We start from the raw sequence: 22825 nt of genomic DNA on the forward strand, positions 1-22825 counted from the left end.
TCCAGAAAAAGAATCTGACCGAGGACAAGACTACCGGCGATCGTTCCATAGACCCGTCGGGGGTCAACGTAAAGCTTCAACATACTGTTGGTTAGACAAGAAAAGAGCCGCTTTGCGGCTGGTTCGCAATCCGTCTAGTCTTGCAGTCGCCCCCGCGGCGCAGGCTGTCCCAACGATCGCCACAATGCGGCCACAGTGGAATTTGCTCAGCGCCCCGACGCCTGGCATCAAGCCGCGGCGTCGAGGGCCTTCAGGATCCGCTTCGCGGACACCGGGTGCGCCGTGCCGAGCGTCTGCGCGAAGTAGCTCACCCGCAGCTCCTCCAGCATCCAGCGCACCTCGACCAGCTCCGGCCCCGGCTGGACGCCCGGCGGCAGCGCCGCCACCGCCCGCTCGTACTCCTCCCGCAGCCACCGCACATCACGCAGCAGCTCGACGTCCTTCGCCGCCGCGTTCGCCAGCTTGTCGATGCGGCGCTCGATCGCCCGCAGGTAACGCACCAGGTTCGGCAGCCGGTCGTACCCCGTCGCCGTCACGAAACCCGGGAACACCAGCGCGTCGAGCTGGGCGCGGATGTCCGCGAGCGACTCCGCGGGGCCACGGGCGTCCGCCAGTCGCGTTTCCACGTCGTTCGCGGCCCTGAGAATCTGCTCCACTTCGGACAGTACAACCAGGACGGCCGGGTTCACGCTGCCCCGCACCTTCTCCAGCAGCACCGCGAACCCCGCCTCGTCCCACGACGGGCCACCGTTGTCGGCCATCAGCTTGTCGACCGCGCAGTCCACGCAGTCCTCCAGCAACCCCGCGACGCTGCCGTGCGGATTGCGGCCCAGCACCAGTTTCGCGTTGTTCGACAGATTGCGGTTGATGAACTTCATCGGCGACGGCAGGTTCAGCCGCAACAGCTTCCGCGTGCCCAGCCACATCTGCTGCCGCTGCTCGACCGGTGTGTCGAGCATCCGCACCGCCACCGACGAACCCTCGTCGACGAGCGCGGGAAACGCTTTCACCTCATGCCCGCGGCGCGTGCTCGCGAACACCTTGGGCAGCTCCCCGAACGCGGGCTTCGTCAACCCCTCACGCTCGATGCTGTTGGCGGCCCGGGAAATCGTCTCGCGCACCTTGCCGCTCAACGACCGCTTCAGCGCGAGCAGGTCCTTGCCCTCGGCGAGCCTGCGGCCCCGCTCGTCGACGACGCGGAACGTCATCCGCAGGTGCTCCGGCACGGCCGCGAGCTGCCACGCGTCCGGCGGCACCGGCACGCCACGCAGGTCCTCCAGCTCCCCCGCCAGCACGTCGAGCAGCGGCCCGTCCGCCGGGGAAACCCTGGACAGCACGTACTTCGCCGTGTCCGGCGCCGGGACGAAGTTGCGCCTCAGCTGCTTGGGCAACGACTTGATCAACGCCGTCACCAGCTCCTCGCGCAACCCCGGCACCTGCCAGTCGAAGCCGTCGGGCGTGATCTGGTTCAGCACCGGGAGTGGGATGTGGACGGTCACGCCGTCGGCGTCGGCGCCCGGCTCGAACTGGTACGTCAACGCGAGCCGCTGTGAGCCCTGCGTCCACGTGTCCGGGTAGTCGGACTCGCGCACCGCGTCCGCGGCCTCGGTGACCAGCATCGCCTTCTCGAAGTTGAGCAGGTCGGGCTGGGTGCGCCGCGTCTTCTTCCACCAGGTGTCGAAATGCCGCCCCGACACCACTTCTTCGCCGACGCGCTGGTCGTAGAACTCGAACAGCGTCTGGTCGTCCACCAGCAGGTCGCGGCGGCGGGCCCGGTTCTCCAGGTCCTCGACCTCGTCGAGCAGCGCACGGTTGGCCGCGAAGAACTCGTGCCGCGTGTCCCAGTCGCCCTCGACCAGCGCGTGCCGGATGAACAGCTCCCGCGACAGCTCCGGGTCGATGCGCCCGTAGTTCACCTTGCGCCCCACCACGAGCGGCACGCCGTACAACGTCACGCGCTCGCTCGCCACCACCGCGGCGCGCTTGCGTTCCCAGTGCGGCTCGGAATACGTGCGCTTCACCAGGTGCCCGGCGAGCGGCTCGACCCACTCCGGTTCGATCCGCGCGTTCACCCGTGCCCACAGCCGGGAGGTCTCGACCAGTTCGGCCGAGACCAGCCAGCGCGGCTGCTTCTTGAACAACGCCGAGCCCGGGAACACCGCGAACCGCGCACCCCGGGCGCCCAGGTAGTCACCCTTCTCCGGGTCCTTCAGCCCGACGTGCGACAGCAGCCCGGCGAGCAGCGAGATGTGCACGTTCTGCGGGTCGGCGGGCTCGCTGTTGAGCGTGATGCCGAGCGGTTTCGCGAGCTGGCGGAGCTGGCTGTAGATGTCCTGCCACTCACGCACGCGCAGGTAGTTGAGGAACTCGTTGCGGCACAACCTGCGGAACTGGTTGCCGGACAACGCTTTCTGCTGCTCCCGCAGGTACTCCCACAGGTTCAGGTACGCCAGGAAGTCCGACGTCTTGTCGGCGAACCGGGCGTGCTGCTGCTGCGCGGCCTCCTGCCTGTCGGCGGGCCGCTCGCGCGGGTCCTGGATGGACAGTGCGGCGGCGATGATCATCACCTCGCGCACGCACCCGTTCTTCGCGGCCTCCAGCACCATCCGGCCCAGCCGCGGGTCCACCGGCAGCTGCGCGAGCTGACGGCCGACCTCGGTGAGCTTGTCCCCGTCGAACGCGCCCAGCTCCTGCAGCAGCTGCTTGCCGTCGGTGATCTGCCTGCGGTCCGGCGCCTCGACGAAGGGGAACGCGGCGATGTCGCCGAGCCCGAGGGCGGTCATCTGCAGGATGACCGACGCGAGGTTGGTCCGCAGGATCTCCGGATCGGTGAACTCCGGGCGCGACTCGAAGTCCGCCTCGGTGTACAGGCGGATGCAGATACCGTCCGACGTACGCCCGCAGCGGCCCTTCCGCTGGTTCGCCGAAGCCTGCGAGATCGGCTCGATCGGCAGCCGCTGCACCTTCGTGCGGTGGCTGTAGCGGGAAATGCGCGCCGTGCCCGGGTCGATCACGTACTTGATGCCCGGCACGGTCAGCGACGTCTCGGCGACGTTCGTCGCGAGCACGATGCGCCGCCCGGTGTGCCGCTGGAACACGCGATGCTGGTCCGCCGCCGACAACCGCGCGTACAGCGGCAGGATCTCCGTGTTCGGCCGGTCCTGTTTGGACAACGCGTCCGCGGTGTCGCGGATTTCCCGCTCCCCGGACAGGAACACGAGGATGTCGCCGGGCCCTTCGGCACACAGCTCGTCGACCGCGTCGGAGATCGCCTGGACCTGGTCGCGCTCCTCGGCGTCCGGCTGGTCGGGGTCCACAATGGGCCGGTAGCGGACCTCGACCGGGTAAGTGCGGCCGGAAACCTCGACGATCGGCGCACCACTGAAGTGCTCCGCGAAACGCTCCGGGTCGATCGTCGCCGAGGTGATGATCACCTTGAGGTCGGGGCGGCGCGGCAGCAGCTGCTTGAGGTAGCCGAGGAGGAAGTCGATGTTGAGGCTGCGTTCGTGCGCCTCGTCGATGATGATCGTGTCGTAGCGGCGCAGCATCCGGTCGTGCTGGATCTCCGCCAGCAGGATGCCGTCGGTCATCAGCTTGACCATCGTGTCGTCACCGCTGGTGTCGGTGAACCGCACCTGGTACCCGACCGTGCCGCCGAGCTCCGTACCCAGCTCGCTCGCGATGCGCTCCGCGACGGTGCGGGCCGCGAGCCGCCGCGGCTGGGTGTGCCCGATCTGGCCGCGCACGCCGAGCCCCAGTTCCAGGCAGATCTTGGGCAGCTGGGTGGTCTTGCCCGACCCGGTCTCGCCCGCGACGATCACGACCTGGTTGTCCCTGATCGCGGCCGCGATGTCGTCCTTGCGCCGGCTGACCGGCAGCTCGGCGGGGTAGGTGATCTTCGGCCGGCTCTCCGCGCGCCGCCGCACGCGCCGCTCCGCGGCGTCGACGTCGGCGGCGAGCTGCCGCGCCACGCGCTCCGGGTCCCGCGCCTTGCGGGCACCGTCGAGCCGCCGCCGCAACCGGTGCTCGTCGCGCAGCATCAACTCGGGCAGCCTGGCCCGCAGCTCAGCAAGGGGGGATGGCGTAGACATACGGATTCCAGTTTAACCGGCGGCCCCGGGTCGCGTCCGCCGGTTAAATCCGCGCCCAATCCGGACGGGTTCTGTCCGGAGTCGCCTCTAGCTTGGCCGGTGTCCCACTCCAGTCCAGGAAGGAACCACCGTGCAGTTCGCCTCCGTCCGCGTCATCACCGAAGACATCCGCCGCCTCGTCGCGTTCTGGGAGCAGGCCACCGGTGTCGAAGCGCGCTGGCTCGCCGAGCAGTTCGCCGAACTCGTGACGCCGTCGTGCACCCTCGCGATCGGCAGCGCCGAAACCATGGCGTTGTTCAGTCCCGGCGCCGCCGTGGCCCGCTCGAACCGGACCGTGATCCTGGAGTTCCTCGTCGACGACGTCGACCGGGAGCACGACCGGCTGACCGGCCTGGCCGCCGCGCCCGAGATCGTGCAGAAACCGACCACGATGCCGTGGGGGAACCGTTCGCTGCTGTTCCGCGACCCCGACGGCAACCTGGTCAACTTCTTCACGCCGGTCAACGACGAAGCCCGCGCCCGGTTCGGCAAAGCCCCGGGGAACGGCGTCGAGTAGAGTCCGGCTCGTGGCGAGCCCGGAAGCGGACTGGGCGGGGGCTTTCGGTCACCCCGTCAGCCCCCTGAACCCCTGAGATTCCCCGGCTGACCGGGAGTGACGAGACGTACCCACCGCTCTCTCACCCCGGAGTCACTCGATGCCGCTTTCCCTCTACCTGCTCGCTGTCGCCGTGTTCGCCATGGGCACGTCGGAGTTCATGCTCGCCGGTCTCCTGCCGGACCTCGCCGCGGACCTCGGCGTGCCACCGGGCACCGCCGGGCTGCTCACGTCGGCCTTCGCGATCGGTCTCGTCATCGGCGCACCGCTCATGGCCGCACTCGCCCGCCGGTGGCCGCGGCGGGCGAGCCTGTGCGGGTTCCTCGTCGTGTTCCTGGCCGCGCACGTGGCCGGCGCGGTGACCGGGAGCTTCGCCCTGTTGTTCGCCACCAGGGTCCTCGCGGCGCTGGCCAACGCCGGTTTCCTCGCGGTCGCGCTCACGACGGCGGCCGACGTCGGCCGGAAGGGGCGCGCCGTGGCGGTCCTGCTCGCGGGGACCACGCTCGCGACGGTCGCCGGCGTGCCGGGCGGCGCGCTGCTCGGTGCGGCGTCCGGCTGGCGGGCGACGTTCTGGGCGGTCGCGCTGCTGTGCCTGCCCGCCTTGGCGGCGGTACTGCTCGTGCCCGCAGGCGAGGCCGCGCGGGGAGACCTCCGCCGGGAACTGGCCCAGCTGCGGCGGCCGCGGCTGCTCGTGGTGCTGCTGCTCGGCGCGCTCGTCAACGCGGCCACGTTCGGCAGCTTCACGTTCCTCGCGCTGCTCGCCGACGGGGCCGCCGTTCCCGTCGTGCTCGTGTTGTTCGGGCTGGGGTCCTTCGCGGGCGTCACCGTCGCGGGGCGGCTGTCCGACGACCGGCCGGGCGTCGTGCTCGGCGCGGGCGGGCTGCTCCTCCTCGGCGGCTGGCTCGCGCTCGCCGCCTTCCCCGGCGCGGTGTTCGCGCTGGCGTTCACGCAGGGCGCGCTCTCGTTCGGCGTCGGCGGCACGCTCATCGCGTTGGCGCTCCACGAAGCCGCGGGTGCGCCGACGATGGCCGGTTCCTACGCCACTGCGGCGTTGAACGTCGGCGCCGCCGCCGGACCCGCACTGGCCGCGGCCGCCCTCGGCGTGGACGAGCGCGGCCCGGCCTGGGTCAGCGCGGCCCTCGTCGCGGTGTTCCTGGTGATCACGCGCGGACGAGCACCTCGGGGCTCAGCGTCGCGGGCGAGCGGTGACCGGCCAGCCCGAGAGTGAGGTCCAGTTCGGCGAGCAGGCTGCGGAGCACGTGCCGCACGCCGTCCTCGCCGCCGAGGCCCAGCCCGTACACGTAGGGCCGCCCGAGCAGCACGGCCTTCGCGCCCAGCGCCAGGGCCTTGAGGACGTCCGCACCGGTGCGCACCCCGGAGTCGAACAGGACCGCCAGCCGGTCGCCGACCGCCTGCGCGATACCCGGCAACGCTTCCAGCGCACCGAGCGCGCCGTCGACCTGCCTGCCGCCGTGGTTGGACACGACGACGCCATCCATCCCCGCGTCGGCGGCGCGGCGGGCGTCGTCGACGTGCTGGATGCCCTTCAGCAGGATCGGGCCGTCCCACAGGTCGCGCAGCACCGCCAGCTGCTGCCAGCTCTTGTCGGTGCCGGTGAACATGCCGACCCATTGCAGGAGCGCCATCTGCTCGTCCTCCTCGGGCGATTTCGCCAGCAGGGCGCGGAAAGCCGGGTCGGACATGGCGATCGCGGTGCCCTCGTTGCGGATGAACGGCAGGTACGCGCGGTCGAGGTCCTGCGGGCGCCAGGCGAGCGTCCACGTGTCGAGCGTGACGACGAGTGCGGTGTAGCCGGCCTTGCGGGCGCGCCCGACGATGCTCGCGCAGACGTCGGGGTGGTTGGGCCAGTACAGCTGGAACCAGCGCGGGCCCGCGCCGCTCGCCTCGGCGACGTCCTCGATCGTCCGGGACGCGGCGGTGGACAGGATCATCGGCAGCCCCAGCCCGGCGGCGGCGCGGGCGGTGGCGAGTTCGGCGTCCGGGTGCACGATCGACTGCACGCCGACGGGCGCGAGCAGCACCGGGGCCGGGAGGTCGTTGCCGAACAGGGTCGTCGTCAGGTCGCGGTCGGTCGCGTCGGTGAGCATGCGGGGCACGATCCGCCAGCGGTCGAACGCCTCGCGGTTCGCGCGCATGGTGGCGCCGGAACCCGCCCCGCCCGCGACGTACCCCAGGGCCTCGGGGGTGAGGACGGCGGCCGCCGCGTCCTCCAGTGCCGTGAGGTCCGTGGTGAACGGGGGCTTGTTGCCGGCAAGGCCCTGCAGGTAGATCTCGTTCTGGTAGCCACCGAATCGTTCGGCCACGGGCACCTCCTCGTCGACGCTGCGCGAAGCGTACGTGCCCGGCATTCGAGTGGTCGTGGCCACGTCGGGGAATAGCGGGGAGTCGTCGACCAGTTGCCGCTTTGCGGAGACGGGAGAGATTTTGACCGCGACTGCTTCAACGACTGCCACTGCCCCCGCCGCACCGAAAACCCTGCGTTACGCGCTGATCCTCGGTGGCCTCTCGGCCTTCGCGCCACTGTCCATCGACATGTACCTGCCCGCGCTGCCGAGGATGGCCGAGGACCTGCACAGCGCGGACGCCACCCTCCAGCTCACGCTGACGGCGTTCATCGTCGGACTGGCCGTGGGACAGCTGGTGCTGGGGCCGATCTCGGACGCCGTCGGTCGCCGCAAGCCGTTGCTCGCCGGGCTGGCCGTGTACGCGGTCTCGTCGGTGTTGTGCGCGGTGAGCCCGTCGGTGGAGTTGCTCATCGCCGCGCGGACGCTGCAGGCGCTGGGCGCCGCCGCCGGGATCGTGATCGCGAGGGCGATCGTGCGCGACCTGTACTCGGGCACGGCGATGACGAAGTTCTTCTCGATGCTGATGCTGGTCAGCGGCCTCGCGCCGATCCTGGCGCCGGTACTCGGCGGGCAGGTCCTACGTCTGACGTCCTGGCGCGGTGTGTTCGTGGTGCTGACGGTGTTCGGCGCACTGCTGTTGCTCGCGGCGGCGCTCGCCCTGCCGGAGCCGCTGCCGCCGGAACGCCGCAGCCCGAACCGGCTCGGTGCGACGCTGCGGACGTACGGGGGGTTGCTGGCGGACCGGTCGTTCGTCGGTTACGCGCTCGCGGGCGGGCTGATGTTCGCGGGGCTGTTCGCCTACGTGTCGGCGTCTTCGTTCGTGCTCCAGGAGGTGTACGGGCTCAACCCGCAGGAGTTCAGCCTGGTGTTCGGCGGGAACGGGATAGGGATCGTGCTGGCGGGCCAGCTCAACGGGCGGCTCGTGGGGCGGTTCCCGGAGCGGACGCTGCTGGCGGTGGGCCTGACGACGTCGGCGCTCGGCGGGCTGGGCGTGCTCGCGGCGGCGGTGTTCTCGTGGCCGCTGGTGGCTCTGCTGGTGCCGTTGGTGCTGCTGGTGTCGAGCATCGGCATGGTGATGCCGAACGCGTCGTCGCTGGCGCTGGCGGAGCACCCGCATTCGGCGGGCGCGGCGTCGGCGTTGCTGGGCGTGCTGCAGTTCGTGATCGGCGGGCTGGCGACCCCGCTGGTCAGCATCGGCGGCGCGTCGAGCGCGGTGCCGATGGGCACGGTGATGGCGTGCTTCGCGGTGGCGGCGCTGGTGATCTTCCGGACCCTGACCCGGCGCACGGCGTAGCCGGGGCTCAGCCGATCGCCGAGAGATCGCCGTCCGTAAGGGTTTTCTCGTCCACCGGGGGCCTGTTTTCGACCAGGCGCTGCAGTGCGTCGCCGTCGTCCCAGGCGTTCACGTTCATCGCTGCGGTTACGTGGCCCTCGCGGAGCCAGAACGCGGTGAACTCCCGCGTGCCGAGGTCACCGCGGACCACGAGCCGGTCGGTGTCCGGATCCGCCAAGCCGCGGTACTCACAGCCGAGGTCGTACTGGTCGGTGAAGAAATACGGGGCCGCGGTGTAGGGCTCGTGCTCGCCGAGCAGGTTCGCCGCCACGTGCGCGCCCTGGTTCTTCGCGTTGGCCCAGTGCTCGACACGCACGCGCCTGCCGTAGCGCGGATGGAAGTGCGACGCGATGTCCCCGACCGCGAACACGTCGGGCGCGGACGTGCGCAGGCTCGCGTCCACCGCGACGCCGCCGTCGTCGGCGAGTTCGAGGCCGGCGGCGTGCGCCAACTCCACGCGCGGGCTCACCCCGACCGCCGCCACGACGACGTCCGCGGGCAGTTCGGTTCCGTCGGCCAGCCGCACGGCTCGCACCCCGGCCGAGTCCCCGGCGATCTCCGCGATCCCGGCGCCGAGACGCCAGTGCACGCCCTGCTCGGCATGCATGTTCCGGAACACCTCCGCTACCTCCGGCCCCAGCACGGGTAGCAATGGCGCGGCGATGCGGTCCACGACGGTCACGTCGACACCGTGCCGCCGGGCCGCGGCCGCCGCTTCAGTGCCGATCCAGCCCGCGCCCACCACGACGGCGCGTTCGGCGTCCGCGAAGGCCGCGCGCAGGGCGAGGGAGTCGTCGAGGGTACGCAGGGTCCGCACCCCGGGCAGCCCCGCGCCGGGGACGGGCAGCAGGCGCGGTTGTGAACCGGTCGCGAGCACCAGCCGGTCGTAGGGGTGATCACCGCCCTGGTTGTCGGCAACCCGGCGCGCCCCGAGTTCGATCCGCGTCGCGATGGTGTGCCGGCGCAGGTCGATGTCGTGCTCTTCGTAGAACCCGGCGTCGCGCACCCAGTCCGGTTCTTCGGCGTCGCCCAGCAGCACGCCTTTCGACAGGGCGGGCAGTTCGTACGGGCGGTGGGCCTCGGCGCCCAGGAGAACGAGTTCGCCGGAGTACCCGTGTTCACGCAGCGTCGCCGCGGCTGTCGCCCCACCGAGTCCCGCACCGAGGATCACGATGCGTCGCGGTTGCGCCATGGCTCTCTCCCTGTCACCGGTGACCTGTCTCACGCTACCGTCCGGGTGAGTTTTTCGCGTCCACCGTCACGAGCTCTCACCGCTTCGGTCCCTTCTGCGGTCCGGGCGAAGCGAACGAGGGGAACGACGTGACTGCTCAGGACGAATGGTCCGTCACCTGCCGCGATCTGGCGGGGCGGAAGCGGGCGCTGACCGTGTTCACCAGCAACGGGCGCATCGTGCTGGTAGGACCTCCCGGCGAGGCCGCGGTGCTGGAACCACTGGACGTAGGACGTCTCCGCGCGGCGTTGCGGGACGCGGTTGTCGTGGTAGGACAGGAAGCGCGGGAGTGATCACCCCTGCAGCCGCTACCCCCGGATCGGCTGGCTAGGTTAGCCTAACTTCATGACCGCGATCGCCGAAACCACGACCGCCACCCGGCTCCACGGCGAGGGCCTGACGCTCGCCTACGACGGGCGCACGGTCGCCGAAGACCTCGGGGTGACCATCCCGGACCAGTCCTTCACGGTGATCGTCGGTCCGAACGCTTGCGGGAAGACCACCCTGCTGCGGGCGCTGGCGCGGTTGCTCAAGCCGCGCAAGGGGATGGTGTACCTGGATGGTGAGGTCATCACGTCGATGCCCGCCAAGCAGGTCGCGCGGCGCCTGGGGTTGCTGCCGCAGAGTTCAATCGCCCCCGAGGGCATCACGGTCGCGGATCTGGTGGCCCGCGGCCGGTACCCGCACCAGCGGCTGCTGCGCCAGTGGTCGAAGGAGGATGCGGCAGTCGTAGAACGTTCTATGTCCGCAACGGGCGTGTCCGAACTGGCCGACCGCCTCGTGGACGAACTGTCCGGCGGTCAGCGGCAGCGGGTGTGGCTGGCGATGGCGCTGGCGCAGGAAACGGAACTGCTGCTGCTGGACGAGCCCACGACGTTCCTGGACATCTCGCACCAGATGGACATCCTGGACCTGTGCGCGCAACTGCACGCCGAACAGGGCCGCACGCTCGTCGCGGTGCTGCACGATCTCAACCACGCCGCCCGGTACGGCACCCACCTCATCGCGATGCGCGGTGGGAGGGTCATCGCCACGGGCAGCCCGGAGGAGGTCGTCACGGCGGAACGGGTGGAGGAGATCTTCGACCTCCCGTGCCGCGTGATGCCGGATCCGGAAACGGGCACCCCACTGGTGATTCCCAAGGCGCGGCGATAGCCGCACAAAGCCCCCGAGAGTTGGGTGATCATCCCGTCGCCTGACACCGGGCGATCACTTTGAGCCAGGGCCGCAACAGGCGCCGGAACCGGCGGCCGAAAGACCAAAGCTTGCGGCCCTGGAGCAAAGTGATATGCACAAACCGCAGGCGACGGGATGATCACTCAACTCGACCACCTGCCCGAGGTGAGATCCCTTTGGGGTCCATCATCCTGGAGCCTGCCCGCCGGCCAATACCGCTAAGTTTAGGCGAGTTTCCGCAGCTCAGAGGCGTTTGGAGGCGTCGCCCACAGAGCGGTCACACCCCGACAGAACAGTTGCCTCAATTGAAGATTCCCCTCAACCGCAACGGCGACTGTCTTAAGTGGAGAACCGCCTAACCGGCGGGAACGACTGAACAGAGCCTCCGGTAACGCCCTGACCAGGTAAAACGTACTAACTTAGCGGTATTGCCCGCCGGCGAGGCATTCTTTTGATCTTCTCGCTTAAATGCCCAGGCACCGGGGTTTACCGGGCGTGACCGCCCTGCTGAAGCGGCCCCACCCCCGCCCCGATCCTTGAGTGTTCACGGCGGCTGGGGATCGGGGCGGGGGTGGGTGGGGGCGGTGTGGCCGCTTCCGTTGCGTTGCCGGGTGCGGGGTGGCGGTGTGGGTCCCTAGCTCAAAAAAGCCCTCAGCAAGGAGGCTGTCCCCTCCAGGTGTTCGGCCATGGCTTGCCTCGCCGATTCCGGATCGCCCTTGAGGATTGCTGTCGCGATGGCTTCGTGCTGGGTGTTGGAGTGGTCCAGGTTTGGGGGCAGCAGGGGGATCTCGTCCAGCAGGCGGTTCACGCGCATCCGGACGTCGGCCACCGCGGAAGTCAGCGAAGGCGAGCCCGTCACCTCCGCGATCGCCAGGTGGAAACGGGAATCCCGCCGCCGATAATCACCTAAATCGGCTGCTCGGGTTTCCGCCAGCGTCGCCAGTAAATGCTCGCGATCCTGATCCGCGATGCGCGCCGCCGCGAGTTCGGCCGCTCCCGTTTCCAGGACGTGCCGCAGGCCCAGCGTGTCCTCCAGGTCCGGGCGCCGCTCGTCCGGCACCGGCGACGGCAACGTCTCCTGCACGAACGTGCCGCCGTACCGGCCGCGCCGCGACTCCACGTACCCGGCTTCGGACAGGGCGTGAATGGCCTCACGAAGCGTCACCCGGCTGACACCGAGGCGTTCCGCCAGCTCCCGTTCCGGCGGCAGCCGCTCCCCCGCCCCGACCACGCCGAGCCGGATCGACTGCAGCAGCCGTTCCACCGTCTCCTCGAAGGCGTTGCCCGTCCTCACCGGCCGGAACAGTGCCTCGTCCGCGCCCGCCATGTCAGCATTCGATCACGTTGACGGCCAGCCCGCCGCGCGCGGTCTCCTTGTACTTCACCTTCATGTCGGCGCCGGTCTCCCGCATCGTCTTGATCGCCTTGTCCAGCGTGACGACGTGGCTCCCGTCCCCGTGCAACGCCATCCGCGCCGCCTGCACCGCCTTCGAAGCACCGATCGCGTTCCGCTCGATGCACGGGATCTGCACGAGACCGCCCACCGGATCGCACGTCAGCCCCAGGTGGTGCTCGACCCCGATCTCAGCCGCGTTCTCCACCTGCTCCGGACTGCCGCCCAGCACCTCCGCGAGCCCCGCCGCCGCCATCGCGCACGCCGAACCGACCTCACCCTGGCAGCCGACCTCGGCGCCCGAGATCGAACCCGTCGTCTTCAGGATCACGCCGATCGCGCCCGCCGTGAGCAGGAACCGCACCACCCCGGCGTCCGAGGCACCCTGCACGAACCGCCGGTAGTAGTGCAGCACCGCCGGGATGATGCCGGCCGCACCGTTCGTCGGCGCCGTCACCACGCGGCCGCCGGAAGCGTTTTCTTCGTTCACCGCCAACGCGTACAGGCCCACCCAGTCCATTGCGGACAGTGAGTCCTCCGGCTCCGACAACAGTTTGGCGTGCAGGGACTTCGCCCGCCGACGCACCTTCAGGCCGCCCGGCAACACCCCGTCGTGCTCCAGGCCGTTGCGGACGCACTCCCTCATGACGTCCCAGATCCGCAGCAGCCCGGCCTCGATCTCCTCGCGCGACCGCCACGCGAGTTCGTTGCGCAGCATGATCTCGCTGACCGGCACGCCCTCCTCGCGACACAGCGCGAGCAGCTCACCGCCGGTCGTGAACGGGTGCGGCAGGGGGGTGCTGTCCTCGACCACACCCTGCTCACCCCGCACGAAACCGCCACCCACCGAGTAGTAAGTGCGTTCGAGCAACAGATCTTCGCCGTAAGCACGGAAAACCATGCCGTTCGGGTGCTCGGGCAGCGAACGTCGCCGGTGCATCACCAGATCCCGGTCCTCGCCGAACCGGATCTCCTGCCTGCCACCGAGGCACAACCGCCCCGAAGACCGGATCGCCTCGACGAGTGCGGGCACGGCGTCCGTGTCGACGTCCTCCGGCGTCTCCCCCGAAAGTCCTAAGAGGACAGCGCGATCGCTGCCGTGCCCGAAACCCGTGGCGCCCAGGGAACCGAACAGCTCCGCCTTCACCCGCCGGACACGCGGCAGGTCGTCGCCGAGCGCCTCGACGAACAACCGCGCCGCGCGCATCGGACCCACGGTGTGGGAACTCGAAGGCCCGATGCCGATCGAGAAGAGGTCGAAGACGCTGATGGCCATCTCAGGCGCGCCGGTAGAACGGCATCGGCACGACCTCGACCGGCTCCACCCGGCCGCGGATGTCGACCGACAGGCCCGTGCCCGGCTCGCTCAGCTCCTTCGCCACGTACGCCATCGCGATGGGATGACCGAGCGTCGGAGAAAGCGCACCGCTCGTCACCACGCCGACCTCGCGCTCACCGTCGAGTACCCGGTACCCGTGCCGGGGCGCACGCCGCCCGGAACCCTTGAGCCCCACCAGGACCTCGGCCGGTTCGCGACGACCCTCCAGCGCGGCCTTGCCGACGAAGTCCGGCTTCTCGAACTTCACCACGCGCCCCAGCCCGGCGTCGAACGGCGCGCGATCGGTGCTGAGTTCGTTGCCGTACAACGGCATCCCGGCTTCGAGACGCAACGTGTCGCGGCACGCGAGGCCCGCGGGCAACAGGCCGTGCTCCTCACCGGCGTTGGCGAGCACGTGCCACAAGTCCACCGCCTCGGTCGCCGGCACGTACAGCTCGAAGCCGTCCTCGCCGGTGTAGCCGGTGCGAGCCAGCAGCACGTCGTGACCGCGTACCTGAGTGGGCATGCTCGCGTAGTACTTGAGCCCGGAGAGATCGGCGTCGGTCACGGAACCGACGATCGCCGCCGAATTCGGGCCCTGCACGGCGATCAGCGCGGTGTCGGCCGACCGGTCCTCGACCGTGACGTCGAATTTCGCCGCACGGGCGCGCAGTTCCGACGCGACCAGCGCCGCGTTCCCCGCGTTGGCGACGACGAGGTACTTCTCCTCGGTGAGCCGGTAGACCACGAGGTCGTCGAGCACCCCGCCATCCTCCGCGCACATCATCGTGTAGCGTGCGCGGCCGGGCTGGACCGCCGAAAGCGTGCCGACCAGAGCGAAATCGAGCGCGTCCGCCGCCTGCGGTCCGGTCAGCTCGATCTCGCCCATGTGCGACAGGTCGAACAGCCCGGCCGCCTCACGCACGGCGCGGTGCTCGGCGAGCTCGCTGGAGTACCGCACCGGCATCTCCCAGCCGGCGAAGTCGGTGAACAGCGCATGCAGTCCTTTGTGGACGCCATACAGCGCGGTGTGCATGTCAGCTCCCGTAGGCTTCGATGGGCGGGCACGAGCAGACGAGGTTGCGGTCGCCGTAGGCGCCGTCGATGCGGCGCACCGGCGGCCAGTACTTGCCCTTCGGCGAAACGCCCGCCGGATAAACCGCCGTCTTGCGGTCGTAGGGCAGGTCCCAGTCGCTCGTCAGCGTCTCGGCGGTGTGCGGGGCGTTGCGCAGCGGGCTCTGCTCCACCGGCCAGCGCCCCTCCGCGACCTCTTCGATCTCGCGGCGAATCGCGATCATCGCGTCGCAGAAGCGGTCGATCTCGGCGACGTCCTCGCTCTCGGTGGGCTCCACCATGAGCGTTCCGGCGACCGGGAAGGACATCGTCGGCGCGTGGAAACCGTAGTCCACCAAGCGCTTCGCGACGTCCTCGACGGTGACGCCGGTGCGCTTGGTCAGCGCGCGGAGGTCGAGGATGCACTCGTGCGCGACGAGCCCGCCGCGCCCGGTGTACAGCACCGGGTAGTGCGGGGCCAGGCGTGCGGCGATGTAGTTCGCGGCCAGCACGGCGACCTTCGTCGCGGCGGTCAGCCCGGCCGCGCCCATCATCCGCACGTACGCCCACGAGATCGGCAGGATCGAGGCGGACCCGTACGGCGCCGCCGAAACCGGGCCGACCGCGGAGTCGCCGGCCAGGTTCGGGTGGCCGGGCAGGTACGGCGCGAGGTGCGCGCGCACCGCGACCGGGCCGACACCGGGGCCGCCACCGCCGTGCGGGATGCAGAACGTCTTGTGCAGGTTCAGGTGCGAGACGTCGCCACCGAACTCACCGGGCTTCGCCAGCCCCAGCAACGCGTTCAGGTTCGCACCGTCCACATAGACCTGTCCGCCCGCCTCGTGCACGATGCGGGCCAGCTCGCCGATCCCGTCCTCGTACACGCCGTGCGTCGACGGGTACGTGACCATGATCGCGGCGAGGGTGTCGCGGTGAGCGTCCACTTTGGCCTTGAGGTCTTCGAGGTCCACGTCACCGTTCTCGCGGCAGGCGACGACCACCACGCGCATCCCGGCGAGCACGGCGGACGCGGCGTTGGTGCCGTGCGCCGACGACGGGATCAGGCACACGTCGCGCTCGGGCTGCCCGTTGGCCTTGTGGTACGCGCGGATCGCGAGCAGACCCGCGAACTCGCCCTGCGAACCGGCGTTGGGCTGCAGCGAAACCTCGTCGTAGCCGGTGACCTCGGCGAGCCAGCCGCACAACTGGTCGATCAGCTCGCGGTAGCCCTCGGCGTCCTCGGCGGGCGCGAACGGGTGGATGCCTGCGAACTCGGGCCAGCTGATCGGCTCCATCTCCGCGGTGGCGTTGAGCTTCATGGTGCACGAGCCCAGCGGGATCATGCCGCGGTCGAGCGCGTAGTCCTGATCGGACAGTCGGCGCAGGTACCGCAGCATCGACGTTTCCGAGCGGTGCTTGTGGAACACCTCGTGGGTGAGGTACTCGCTCTCGCGCGCCAGCCCGGCCGGGAGCGCCGACGGGCCGGGCTCGGCGTGGGCTTCGAGGTCGAAGGCCAGCAGCACGCGGCGCAGGGTGTCCACAGTGGTCACTTCGTCGCACGCGATGCGCACGTGGTCGTCGTCCACGCGACCGAGGTTGATGCCGAACCGGCGCGCGTCCGCGAGCACCTGCCCGGCGCGGCCGGGAACGCGGGCGAGCACGGTGTCGAAGAAGCCCTCGTGGACGACCTCGACGCCGCCTTCCCGCAGCGCGGCGGCGAGCCCGGTGGCCAGCCCGTGCACGCGCTGCGCGATGGCCTTCAGCCCGTCGGGGCCGTGGTAGACGGCGTACATCGCGGCGAGGACCGCGGGCAGCACCTGGGCGGTGCAGATGTTCGAGGTGGCCTTCTCGCGGCGGATGTGCTGCTCGCGGGTCTGCAGCGCGAGCCGGTACGCGGGGTTGCCGTCGGCGTCGACGGATACACCCACCAGCCGCCCCGGCAGCGAGCGCTCAAGCCCCTTGCGGACGGCGAGGTAACCGGCGTGCGGGCCGCCGTAGCCGAGCGGCACGCCGAAGCGCTGCGTGGTACCGGCGGCGACGTCGGCGCCGAACTCACCGGGCGCGGTGACGAGCGTGAGGGCGAGCAGGTCGGCGGCGACGGTGTAGAGCGCGCCCGCCTCCTTGGCGACCTTGCCGATCGCCTCGTAGAAACCCTTGCCGCGCAACACACCTGAGGCACCGGGGTACTGCACGACGACGCCGAAGAAGTCCTCGGGCAGGCCGGTGTGCAGGTCGCGCACGTCGACCTCGATGCCGACGGCCTCGGCGCGCGTGCGCACGACGGCGATGGTCTGCGGCAGGCATTCCGCGTCGAGGACGACGCGCGAGGACTTCGCCTTCGACTGGCGGCGCATGAGCATGACCGCTTCGGCCACGGCGGTGGACTCGTCGAGCAGGGAGGCGTTGGCGGTGTCCAGGCCGGTCAGGGTGGAGACCATGGTCTGGAAGTTGAGGAGCGCTTCGAGGCGGCCCTGCGAGATCTCCGGCTGGTAGGGGGTGTACGCCGTGTACCAGGCGGGGTTTTCGAGGACGTTGCGGCGGATGACCGGCGGCGTGACCGTGTCGCTGAAGCCGAGGCCGATCATCTGCGTCATGGGCCGGTTCTTCGTGGCGAGCGCGCGCAACTCCGCGGTGGCTTCCTGCTCGCTCGCGGGCGGCGGCAGGCGCAGGTCGCGGTCGGTGCGGATACCGGCGGGCACGGCCGCGTCGACGAGCGCGTCGAGGCTCCCGTACCCGCATTCGGCGAGCATCTTGGCCTGTTCGTGCTCGGCTGGACCGATGTGGCGATCGGCGAAGGTGGACATCGGGAGCTCCTCGTTCAGCGGCTGCGGGAACTCCCCCTCTGTCATCGGCACCTGAGAGTTTCACCGCTGTGGGGCGGCTTTCACCTTGGGTGAGGCGCGGACGTGCGCCTGCTTTCCAGAGTGGCCTGGCCAGAGCGGTAACTGGTACCTGAGAGATTGGCGGGGAGGTTGCTCCTTCGGTGCCCCGTGTGTCGACGGGGGCTCTCCCGCTCCGGCTCGTGACGGCCCATGTTCAGTTGTGGCGTCAGTCTATAGCCAGGGGCACCGGCGAGCGAGGGGACGGCGGGGCAGGTCTCCGGGGCCCTTTCGCGCCCCGGAGTTGTCGACGGTGCGTGATGCGTTGTGCGCGATCCGCTGTCCGGGCAGCGGCCCCCGCCTAGATCGGGGTGACGTAGGCGCCGCTGATCCCGCCGTCGACCAGGAACTGCGAGGCGGTGATGAACGAGGCGTCGTCGCTGGCGAGGAAGGCGACGGCGGCCGCGATCTCCGTCGGCTCGGCGAACCGGCCCATCGGCACGTGCACCAGACGGCGGGCGGCGCGTTCCGGGTCCTTCGCGAACAGCTCCTGCAACAGCGGCGTGTTCACCGGACCGGGGCACAGCGCGTTCACCCGGATGCCCTCGCGCGCGAACTGCACGCCCAGCTCCCGCGTCATCGACAGCACGCCGCCCTTCGACGCCGTGTACGAGATCTGCGAGGTCGCCGCGCCCATGACCGCGACGAACGACGCCGTGTTGACGATCGCGCCCTTGCCCTGCCGCTGCATGTGCGGGATGGCGTACTTGCAGCACAGGTACACCGACGTCAGGTTCACCTCCTGCACCTTCCGCCAGGCGTCGATCCCCGTGGTCAGGATCGAGTCGTCCTCCGGCGGGGAGATGCCGGCGTTGTTGAACGCCACGTCCAACGACCCGAAACGGTCCACAGTGGTCTGGAACAGGGCCTCGACCTGGGCTTCGTCGGTGACGTCCGTGGCGATGAACTCGCCGCCCACCTCGTCGGCGGCCGCCTTGCCGCTCGCCGCGTCGACGTCCGCGACCACCACCTTCGCGCCCTCGCTCGCCAGCCGCCGCGCCGTGGCGAGGCCGATCCCGCTGCCGCCGCCGGTGATGACGGCGACCCGGCCCTCGAACCGCTGCATGTCAGACCTCCGTGCTCAGAAAGACGTTCTTGACCTCGGTGAACGCGTCCAGCGCGTCCGGCCCCAGCTCACGCCCCAGCCCCGACTGCTTGAAGCCGCCGAACGGCGTCCAGTACCGCACCGACGAGTGCGAGTTGACCGACAGGTTCCCCGCCTCGACGGCGCGGGAGACCCGGAACGCTCGTCCAACGTCGGACGTCCAGATGGACCCGGACAGCCCGTACTCGGTGTCGTTCGCCAGCCGGATCGCGTCCGCCTCGTCGGTGAACGGCACGACGGCGACCACCGGCCCGAAGATCTCCTCGGTGACCAGCGGATCGGTCAGCGACGTCGGCGTGACGACCGTGGGCGGGAACCAGAAACCCGGCCCGTCGGGTGCGCTTCCCCGGAAAGCGACTGGAGCATCAGGTAGGACGTAGGACGTCACACGTTCCTTGTGCTGCCGGGAGATCAGCGGGCCCATCTCCGTGCCCTCGGCACCCGGATCGCCCACGACGACCCCCTTGACCGCGGGTTCGAGCAGCTCCATGAACCGGTCGTAGACCGGGGCCTGCACGAGGATCCGGGACCGGGCGCAGCAGTCCTGCCCGGCGTTGTCGAACACGCCGTAGGGCGCGGTCGCCGCGGCCTTCTCCAGGTCGGCGTCGGCGAACACGATGTTCGCACTCTTGCCGCCGAGCTCCAGCGTCACGCGCTTCACCTGCTCGGCGCAGCCGGCCATGATCTGCTTGCCCACGGCCGTCGAGCCGGTGAACACGACCTTCCGCACGGCCGGGTGCGTCACGAACCGCTGCCCGACGACGGCACCCCGGCCGGGCAGCACCTGGAACACGTCCTCGGGGATGCCGGCTTCCCGCGCCAGTTGCGCCAGGCGCAGTGCGGTCAGCGGGGTCAGCTCGGCGGGTTTGAGCACGACGGTGTTCCCCGCGGCGAGCGCCGGCGCGAAACCCCACGCGGCGATCGGCATGGGGAAGTTCCACGGCACGATGATCCCGACCACGCCGAGCGGCTCGTGGAACGTCACGTTCACCCCGCCGGGCACCGGGATCTGCTTGCCGTGCAAGCGTTCCGGCGCGGCCGCGTAGAAGTGCAGCACGTCGCGGACGTTGCCGGCCTCCCACCGCGCGTTGCCGATCGTGTGGCCGGAGTTGGCCACCTCGAGCCGGGCCAGGTGCTCCACGTCGGCGTCGACCGCCTCGGCGAACCGCCGCAGCAGGCGCGCCCGGTCGCCCGGCGCCACGGCCCGCCACGACGGCAACGCCGCCTGCGCCCGCGCGATCGCCGCGTCGGTCTCCTCCAGCGAAGCGAGTTCGACCGTCCCCACGACCTCCTCGGTCGCCGGGTTGATCACGTCCATGTCGTTCCTCACGTCCTTCACGAGCGGGTCGCGTCGACCAGTGCGGCGAACAGGCGCACGTCCTCGACGTCCTGCTCCGGATGCCATTGCACGCCCAGCACGAACCGCGAGCCGGGCACCTCGACGGCCTCCACCGTGCCGTCCGACGCCCAGCCGACCGCGCGCAGGCCCTCGCCCAGCGAAGCGACCGCCTGGTGGTGGTAGCAGTGCCCCTTCGCCTCCACGCCGAGGATCCCCGCGACCCGGCTCCCGTCGGCCAGGGTGATCCGGTTGTGCCCGTACACCGCGGGCGCGGGCTGGTGGTCCGCGTGCCCCACGACCTCCGGCAGGTGCTGGGTCAGCGTCCCGCCGAGCGCGACGTTCAGCACCTGCATGCCCCGGCACACCCCGAGCAGCGGCAGCCCCCGGTCCAGCGCCGCCCGGGTGAGCGCGAACTCGAATGCGTCCCGCTCCGGCCGGGAAACCGTTTTCTCGTGCGCCTGCTGTCCGTACCGCGCGGGGTCAACATCCGCGCCGCCCGCGATCACCAGAGCGTCCACTGCGGACAGTGCCGTGACATCGCTTCCCACAGACGGCAACAGGACTGGCACACCACCGGCCGCGACGACAGCGTCCACATAAGACCGGGGCAGCAGCGCGGCAGGCGTCTGCCACACACCCCAACTCGCCGTCTCGACGTAGGTGGAGATGCCGATGACCGGCCTAGAGCCGCTCGAAACCACGGATCCGCTCCCAGTCGGTGACGGCCGCGTCGAAGGCCGCGAGTTCGACGCGGGCGGCGTTCAGGTAGTGCTCGACGACGTCATCGCCGAACGCGGTTCGCGCGACCTTGCTCTCCGCGAGCAGCTGCGCGGAGTCGCGGAGGTTCGCGGGCACGGTCGGTTTCTCGGCACCGTAAGCGTTCCCGGTGAACTCCGGCTCCAGCGGCAGCTCGTTGTCGATCCCGTGCAGCCCGGCGGCCACGAGCGCGGCCACGGCCAGGTACGGGTTCACGTCGCCGCCGGGCACGCGGTTCTCCACGCGCAGCGACTGGCCGTGCCCCACGACGCGCAGCGCGCACGTCCGGTTGTCGGTCCCCCAGGCGACGGCGGTCGGCGCGAAGCTGCCGGGCATGAACCGCTTGTAGGAGTTGATGTTCGGCGCGAAGAAGTACGTCAGCTCGCGCAGGCACGCCAGCTGCCCGGCCAGGAAGTGCGTCATGAGCGGCGAGAACCCGCCAGGGCCGTCACCCGCGAGCACCGGCTCGCCGTCGGCGGAGCGCAGGCTGATGTGGATGTGGCAGGAGTTGCCCTCGCGCTCGTTGTACTTCGCCATGAAGGTCAGGCTGCGCCCCTCCTGCGCGGCGATCTCCTTGGCACCGGTCTTGTAGATGCTGTGGTTGTCGCAAGTGGACAGCGCCTCGGCGTACCGGAAAGCGATTTCATGCTGGCCCGGGTTGCACTCGCCCTTGGCTGACTCGACGTACATCCCCGCCGAACCCATCTCGTTGCGGATGCGCCGCAACAACGGCTCGATCCGCCCGGTGCCGAGCATCGAATAGTCCACATTGTACTGGTTGGCGGGCGTCAGCTCACGGTAACCGCGTTGCCACGCCTGTTCGTACGTGTCGTCGAAGACGATGAACTCCAGCTCCGTGCCGACGAACGCGGAAAGCCCGCGCTCGGCCAGCCGGTCGAGCTGACGGCGCAGCACCTGCCGGGGTGAGACGGGCACGTCGCCGCCCCGCACCCGTTCGACGTCGGCGAGCACCAGCGCCGTGCCCGGGTGCCAGGGCAGCAGGCGCAGCGTCGTGAGGTCCGGGCGCAGCACGAAATCGCCGTAACCCTTCTCCCACGAGGACAGTTCGTAGCCGTCCACGGTGTTCATGTCCACGTCCACGGCGAGCAGGTAGTCACACGCCTCGGTCGCGTGCGGCACGACCTCGTTGACGAAGTACTCGGCGGCGCACCGCTTGCCCTGCAGCCGCCCCTGCATGTCGGTCATCGCGACGAGGACGGTGTCGATCACACCTTCTTCGACCAGTTCCCGCAGGCGGTCGAGGGTGAGCATGCCTCTGGCACTGTTCATCCGCACACCCTTCCGCGCCACCACAACCCCGTCAAAGGGCTACTATTGGTCCATTGACGAGCGCTGTCAAGGGGGCGGAATGGCCGACGAGATCATCGACGTCTGGATGCAGCAGCCGAACCAGCGTTTCCTCGACCAGCGGTGGCTCGAACCGTTGCTGCGCTGGACGGACCTCGACCGCGCAGCGCCCCCGGTCGCGGCGACGCTCGGTGCGATGGACCGCGCCGGCGTGCGGATCGGCCTGCTGTCGGCGTGGCACGGCCCGCAGGGGGTGCTGATCTCGAACGACGAGGTCGCCGAACTGGTGCAGGCCCGCCCCGACCGGTTCGCGGGCATCGCGACCGTCGACCTCACCGATCCCGTGCGTGCCGTCCGGGAGATCCGGCGTTGCGTGCGGGACCTGGGTTTCGTGGGCGTGCGGGTGGTGCCGTGGCTGTGGAACCTGCCGCCGAACGACCGCCGCTACTACCCCGTGTACGTCGCGTGCGTGGAGGAGGACGTGCCGTTCTGCACGCAGATCGGGCACACCGGGCCGCTGTGCCCGTCCGAACCGGGGCGGCCGATCCCGTACCTGGACGAGGTGCTGCTGGACTTCCCGCAGCTCGTGGTCGTCGGCGGGCACGTGGGGTACCCGTGGCTGGCGGAAGTGCTGTCGCTGGTGCGGAAGTACCCGAACTTCCACGTGGACACCTCGGCGTACGCGGTGCACCGGCTGCCGGAGGAGCTGGTGGAGTTCATGCGCGGCCGGGGCCGGACGCGAGTGCTGTTCGGCAGCAACTACCCGATGCTCACGCCCGCCCAGTGCCTCGACCGGCTGGACGACCTGGGGCTCGGCGCGGAGGCGCGGGAGCTGTTCCTCGGCGGCAACGCCCGGCGGGTGTTCTCGCTGCCGCTGTAGAG

At 70.2% G+C, this 22825-nt stretch carries 17 protein-coding genes and 2 riboswitches; of the genes, 6 read left to right on the forward strand and 11 right to left on the reverse strand.

Annotated features, from left to right (window positions below; genetic code table 11):
* Positions 1–227: 227 nt before the first annotated feature.
* Positions 228–4091: an ATP-dependent RNA helicase HrpA gene (gene hrpA, locus BMZ92_RS04920; protein ID WP_091504510.1), complete on the reverse strand. Its 3864-nt coding sequence runs from the start codon at positions 4089–4091 to the stop codon at positions 228–230.
* A 130-nt stretch (positions 4092–4221) separates the two neighbouring features.
* Here hrpA and BMZ92_RS04925 point away from each other — a divergent pair, with 130 nt between their 5' ends.
* Both BMZ92_RS04925 and BMZ92_RS04930 read left to right on the forward strand, forming a co-directional pair.
* Positions 4222–4647 carry a VOC family protein gene (locus BMZ92_RS04925; protein ID WP_091504511.1) on the forward strand — a complete coding sequence of 142 codons (426 nt, stop codon included), beginning with the start codon at positions 4222–4224 and terminating at the stop codon, positions 4645–4647.
* A gap of 139 nt (positions 4648–4786) precedes the next feature.
* Positions 4787–5914 (forward strand): Cmx/CmrA family chloramphenicol efflux MFS transporter, encoded by a 1128-nt coding sequence (locus BMZ92_RS04930; protein WP_091504512.1) that lies wholly within the window; start codon positions 4787–4789, stop codon positions 5912–5914.
* Here BMZ92_RS04930 and BMZ92_RS04935 read toward each other — a convergent pair.
* Positions 5847–7010 carry a lactate 2-monooxygenase gene (locus BMZ92_RS04935; protein ID WP_091504827.1) on the reverse strand — a complete coding sequence of 388 codons (1164 nt, stop codon included), beginning with the start codon at positions 7008–7010 and terminating at the stop codon, positions 5847–5849. The two genes, BMZ92_RS04930 and BMZ92_RS04935, sit on opposite strands and share 68 nt — an antisense overlap.
* 121 nt (positions 7011–7131) lie before the next feature.
* Between BMZ92_RS04935 and BMZ92_RS04940 the strand changes: the two genes are divergently transcribed.
* Entirely contained in the window at positions 7132–8346 is a 1215-nt protein-coding gene (locus BMZ92_RS04940; RefSeq protein ID WP_245782905.1) for a Bcr/CflA family multidrug efflux MFS transporter, read from the forward strand.
* Between the two features lie 7 nt (positions 8347–8353).
* Here the strand turns inward: BMZ92_RS04940 and BMZ92_RS04945 are convergent, their stop codons facing one another.
* Complete coding sequence (locus tag BMZ92_RS04945) at positions 8354–9577, reverse strand: NAD(P)/FAD-dependent oxidoreductase (protein WP_091504513.1); 1224 nt, start codon at positions 9575–9577, stop codon at positions 8354–8356.
* Between the two features lie 128 nt (positions 9578–9705).
* Between BMZ92_RS04945 and BMZ92_RS04950 the strand changes: the two genes are divergently transcribed.
* Together BMZ92_RS04950 and BMZ92_RS04955 are read left to right on the forward strand one after the other, a co-directional pair.
* Positions 9706–9909 (forward strand): hypothetical protein, encoded by a 204-nt coding sequence (locus BMZ92_RS04950; protein ID WP_091504514.1) that lies wholly within the window; start codon positions 9706–9708, stop codon positions 9907–9909.
* Positions 9910–9961: 52 nt separating this feature from the next.
* Positions 9962–10771 (forward strand): ABC transporter ATP-binding protein, encoded by an 810-nt coding sequence (locus tag BMZ92_RS04955; RefSeq protein WP_091504515.1) that lies wholly within the window; start codon positions 9962–9964, stop codon positions 10769–10771.
* A 655-nt stretch (positions 10772–11426) separates the two neighbouring features.
* Here the strand turns inward: BMZ92_RS04955 and BMZ92_RS04960 are convergent.
* The 8 genes from BMZ92_RS04960 to BMZ92_RS04995 form a co-directional block, all read right to left on the reverse strand.
* Complete coding sequence (locus BMZ92_RS04960; RefSeq protein WP_091504516.1) at positions 11427–12119, reverse strand: FadR/GntR family transcriptional regulator; 693 nt, start codon at positions 12117–12119, stop codon at positions 11427–11429.
* 1 nt (position 12120) lies between these two features.
* On the reverse strand, positions 12121–13461 hold the full coding sequence (locus tag BMZ92_RS04965) for an L-serine ammonia-lyase (protein ID WP_091504517.1): 1341 nt from the start codon (positions 13459–13461) through the stop codon (positions 12121–12123).
* A 1-nt stretch (position 13462) separates the two neighbouring features.
* On the reverse strand, positions 13463–14539 hold the full coding sequence (gcvT, locus tag BMZ92_RS04970; RefSeq protein ID WP_091504518.1) for a glycine cleavage system aminomethyltransferase GcvT: 1077 nt from the start codon (positions 14537–14539) through the stop codon (positions 13463–13465).
* A 1-nt stretch (position 14540) separates the two neighbouring features.
* Positions 14541–17405, reverse strand: coding sequence for an aminomethyl-transferring glycine dehydrogenase (gene gcvP / locus BMZ92_RS04975; RefSeq protein ID WP_177228544.1), 2865 nt, complete (start codon positions 17403–17405; stop codon positions 14541–14543).
* Positions 17392–17484, reverse strand: a riboswitch (glycine riboswitch). It overlaps the preceding gene by 14 nt.
* Before the next feature lies 1 nt (position 17485).
* Positions 17486–17579: riboswitch (glycine riboswitch) on the reverse strand.
* A 157-nt stretch (positions 17580–17736) separates the two neighbouring features.
* A complete protein-coding gene (locus BMZ92_RS04980; RefSeq protein WP_091504519.1) occupies positions 17737–18501 on the reverse strand; it encodes a 3-oxoacyl-ACP reductase in 765 nt (254 codons plus the stop codon).
* Between the two features lies 1 nt (position 18502).
* Positions 18503–19858 (reverse strand): aldehyde dehydrogenase family protein, encoded by a 1356-nt coding sequence (locus BMZ92_RS04985; RefSeq protein ID WP_177228559.1) that lies wholly within the window; start codon positions 19856–19858, stop codon positions 18503–18505.
* A 17-nt stretch (positions 19859–19875) separates the two neighbouring features.
* Complete coding sequence (locus BMZ92_RS04990; RefSeq protein WP_091504520.1) at positions 19876–20580, reverse strand: gamma-glutamyl-gamma-aminobutyrate hydrolase family protein; 705 nt, start codon at positions 20578–20580, stop codon at positions 19876–19878.
* Positions 20561–21925 (reverse strand): glutamine synthetase family protein, encoded by a 1365-nt coding sequence (locus BMZ92_RS04995; RefSeq protein ID WP_177228545.1) that lies wholly within the window; start codon positions 21923–21925, stop codon positions 20561–20563. The genes BMZ92_RS04990 and BMZ92_RS04995 overlap by 20 nt, the downstream gene beginning before the upstream one ends.
* 79 nt (positions 21926–22004) lie before the next feature.
* Between BMZ92_RS04995 and BMZ92_RS05000 the strand changes: the two genes are divergently transcribed.
* The gene (locus BMZ92_RS05000; protein ID WP_091504522.1) at positions 22005–22823 is read left to right on the forward strand and encodes an amidohydrolase family protein; all 819 of its coding nucleotides are present in this window, start codon (positions 22005–22007) and stop codon (positions 22821–22823) included.
* Positions 22824–22825 lie beyond the last annotated feature (2 nt).

The organism is Amycolatopsis sacchari, assembly GCF_900114035.1.
GTDB classification, from domain to species: Bacteria; Actinomycetota; Actinomycetes; order Mycobacteriales; family Pseudonocardiaceae; genus Amycolatopsis_E; species Amycolatopsis_E sacchari.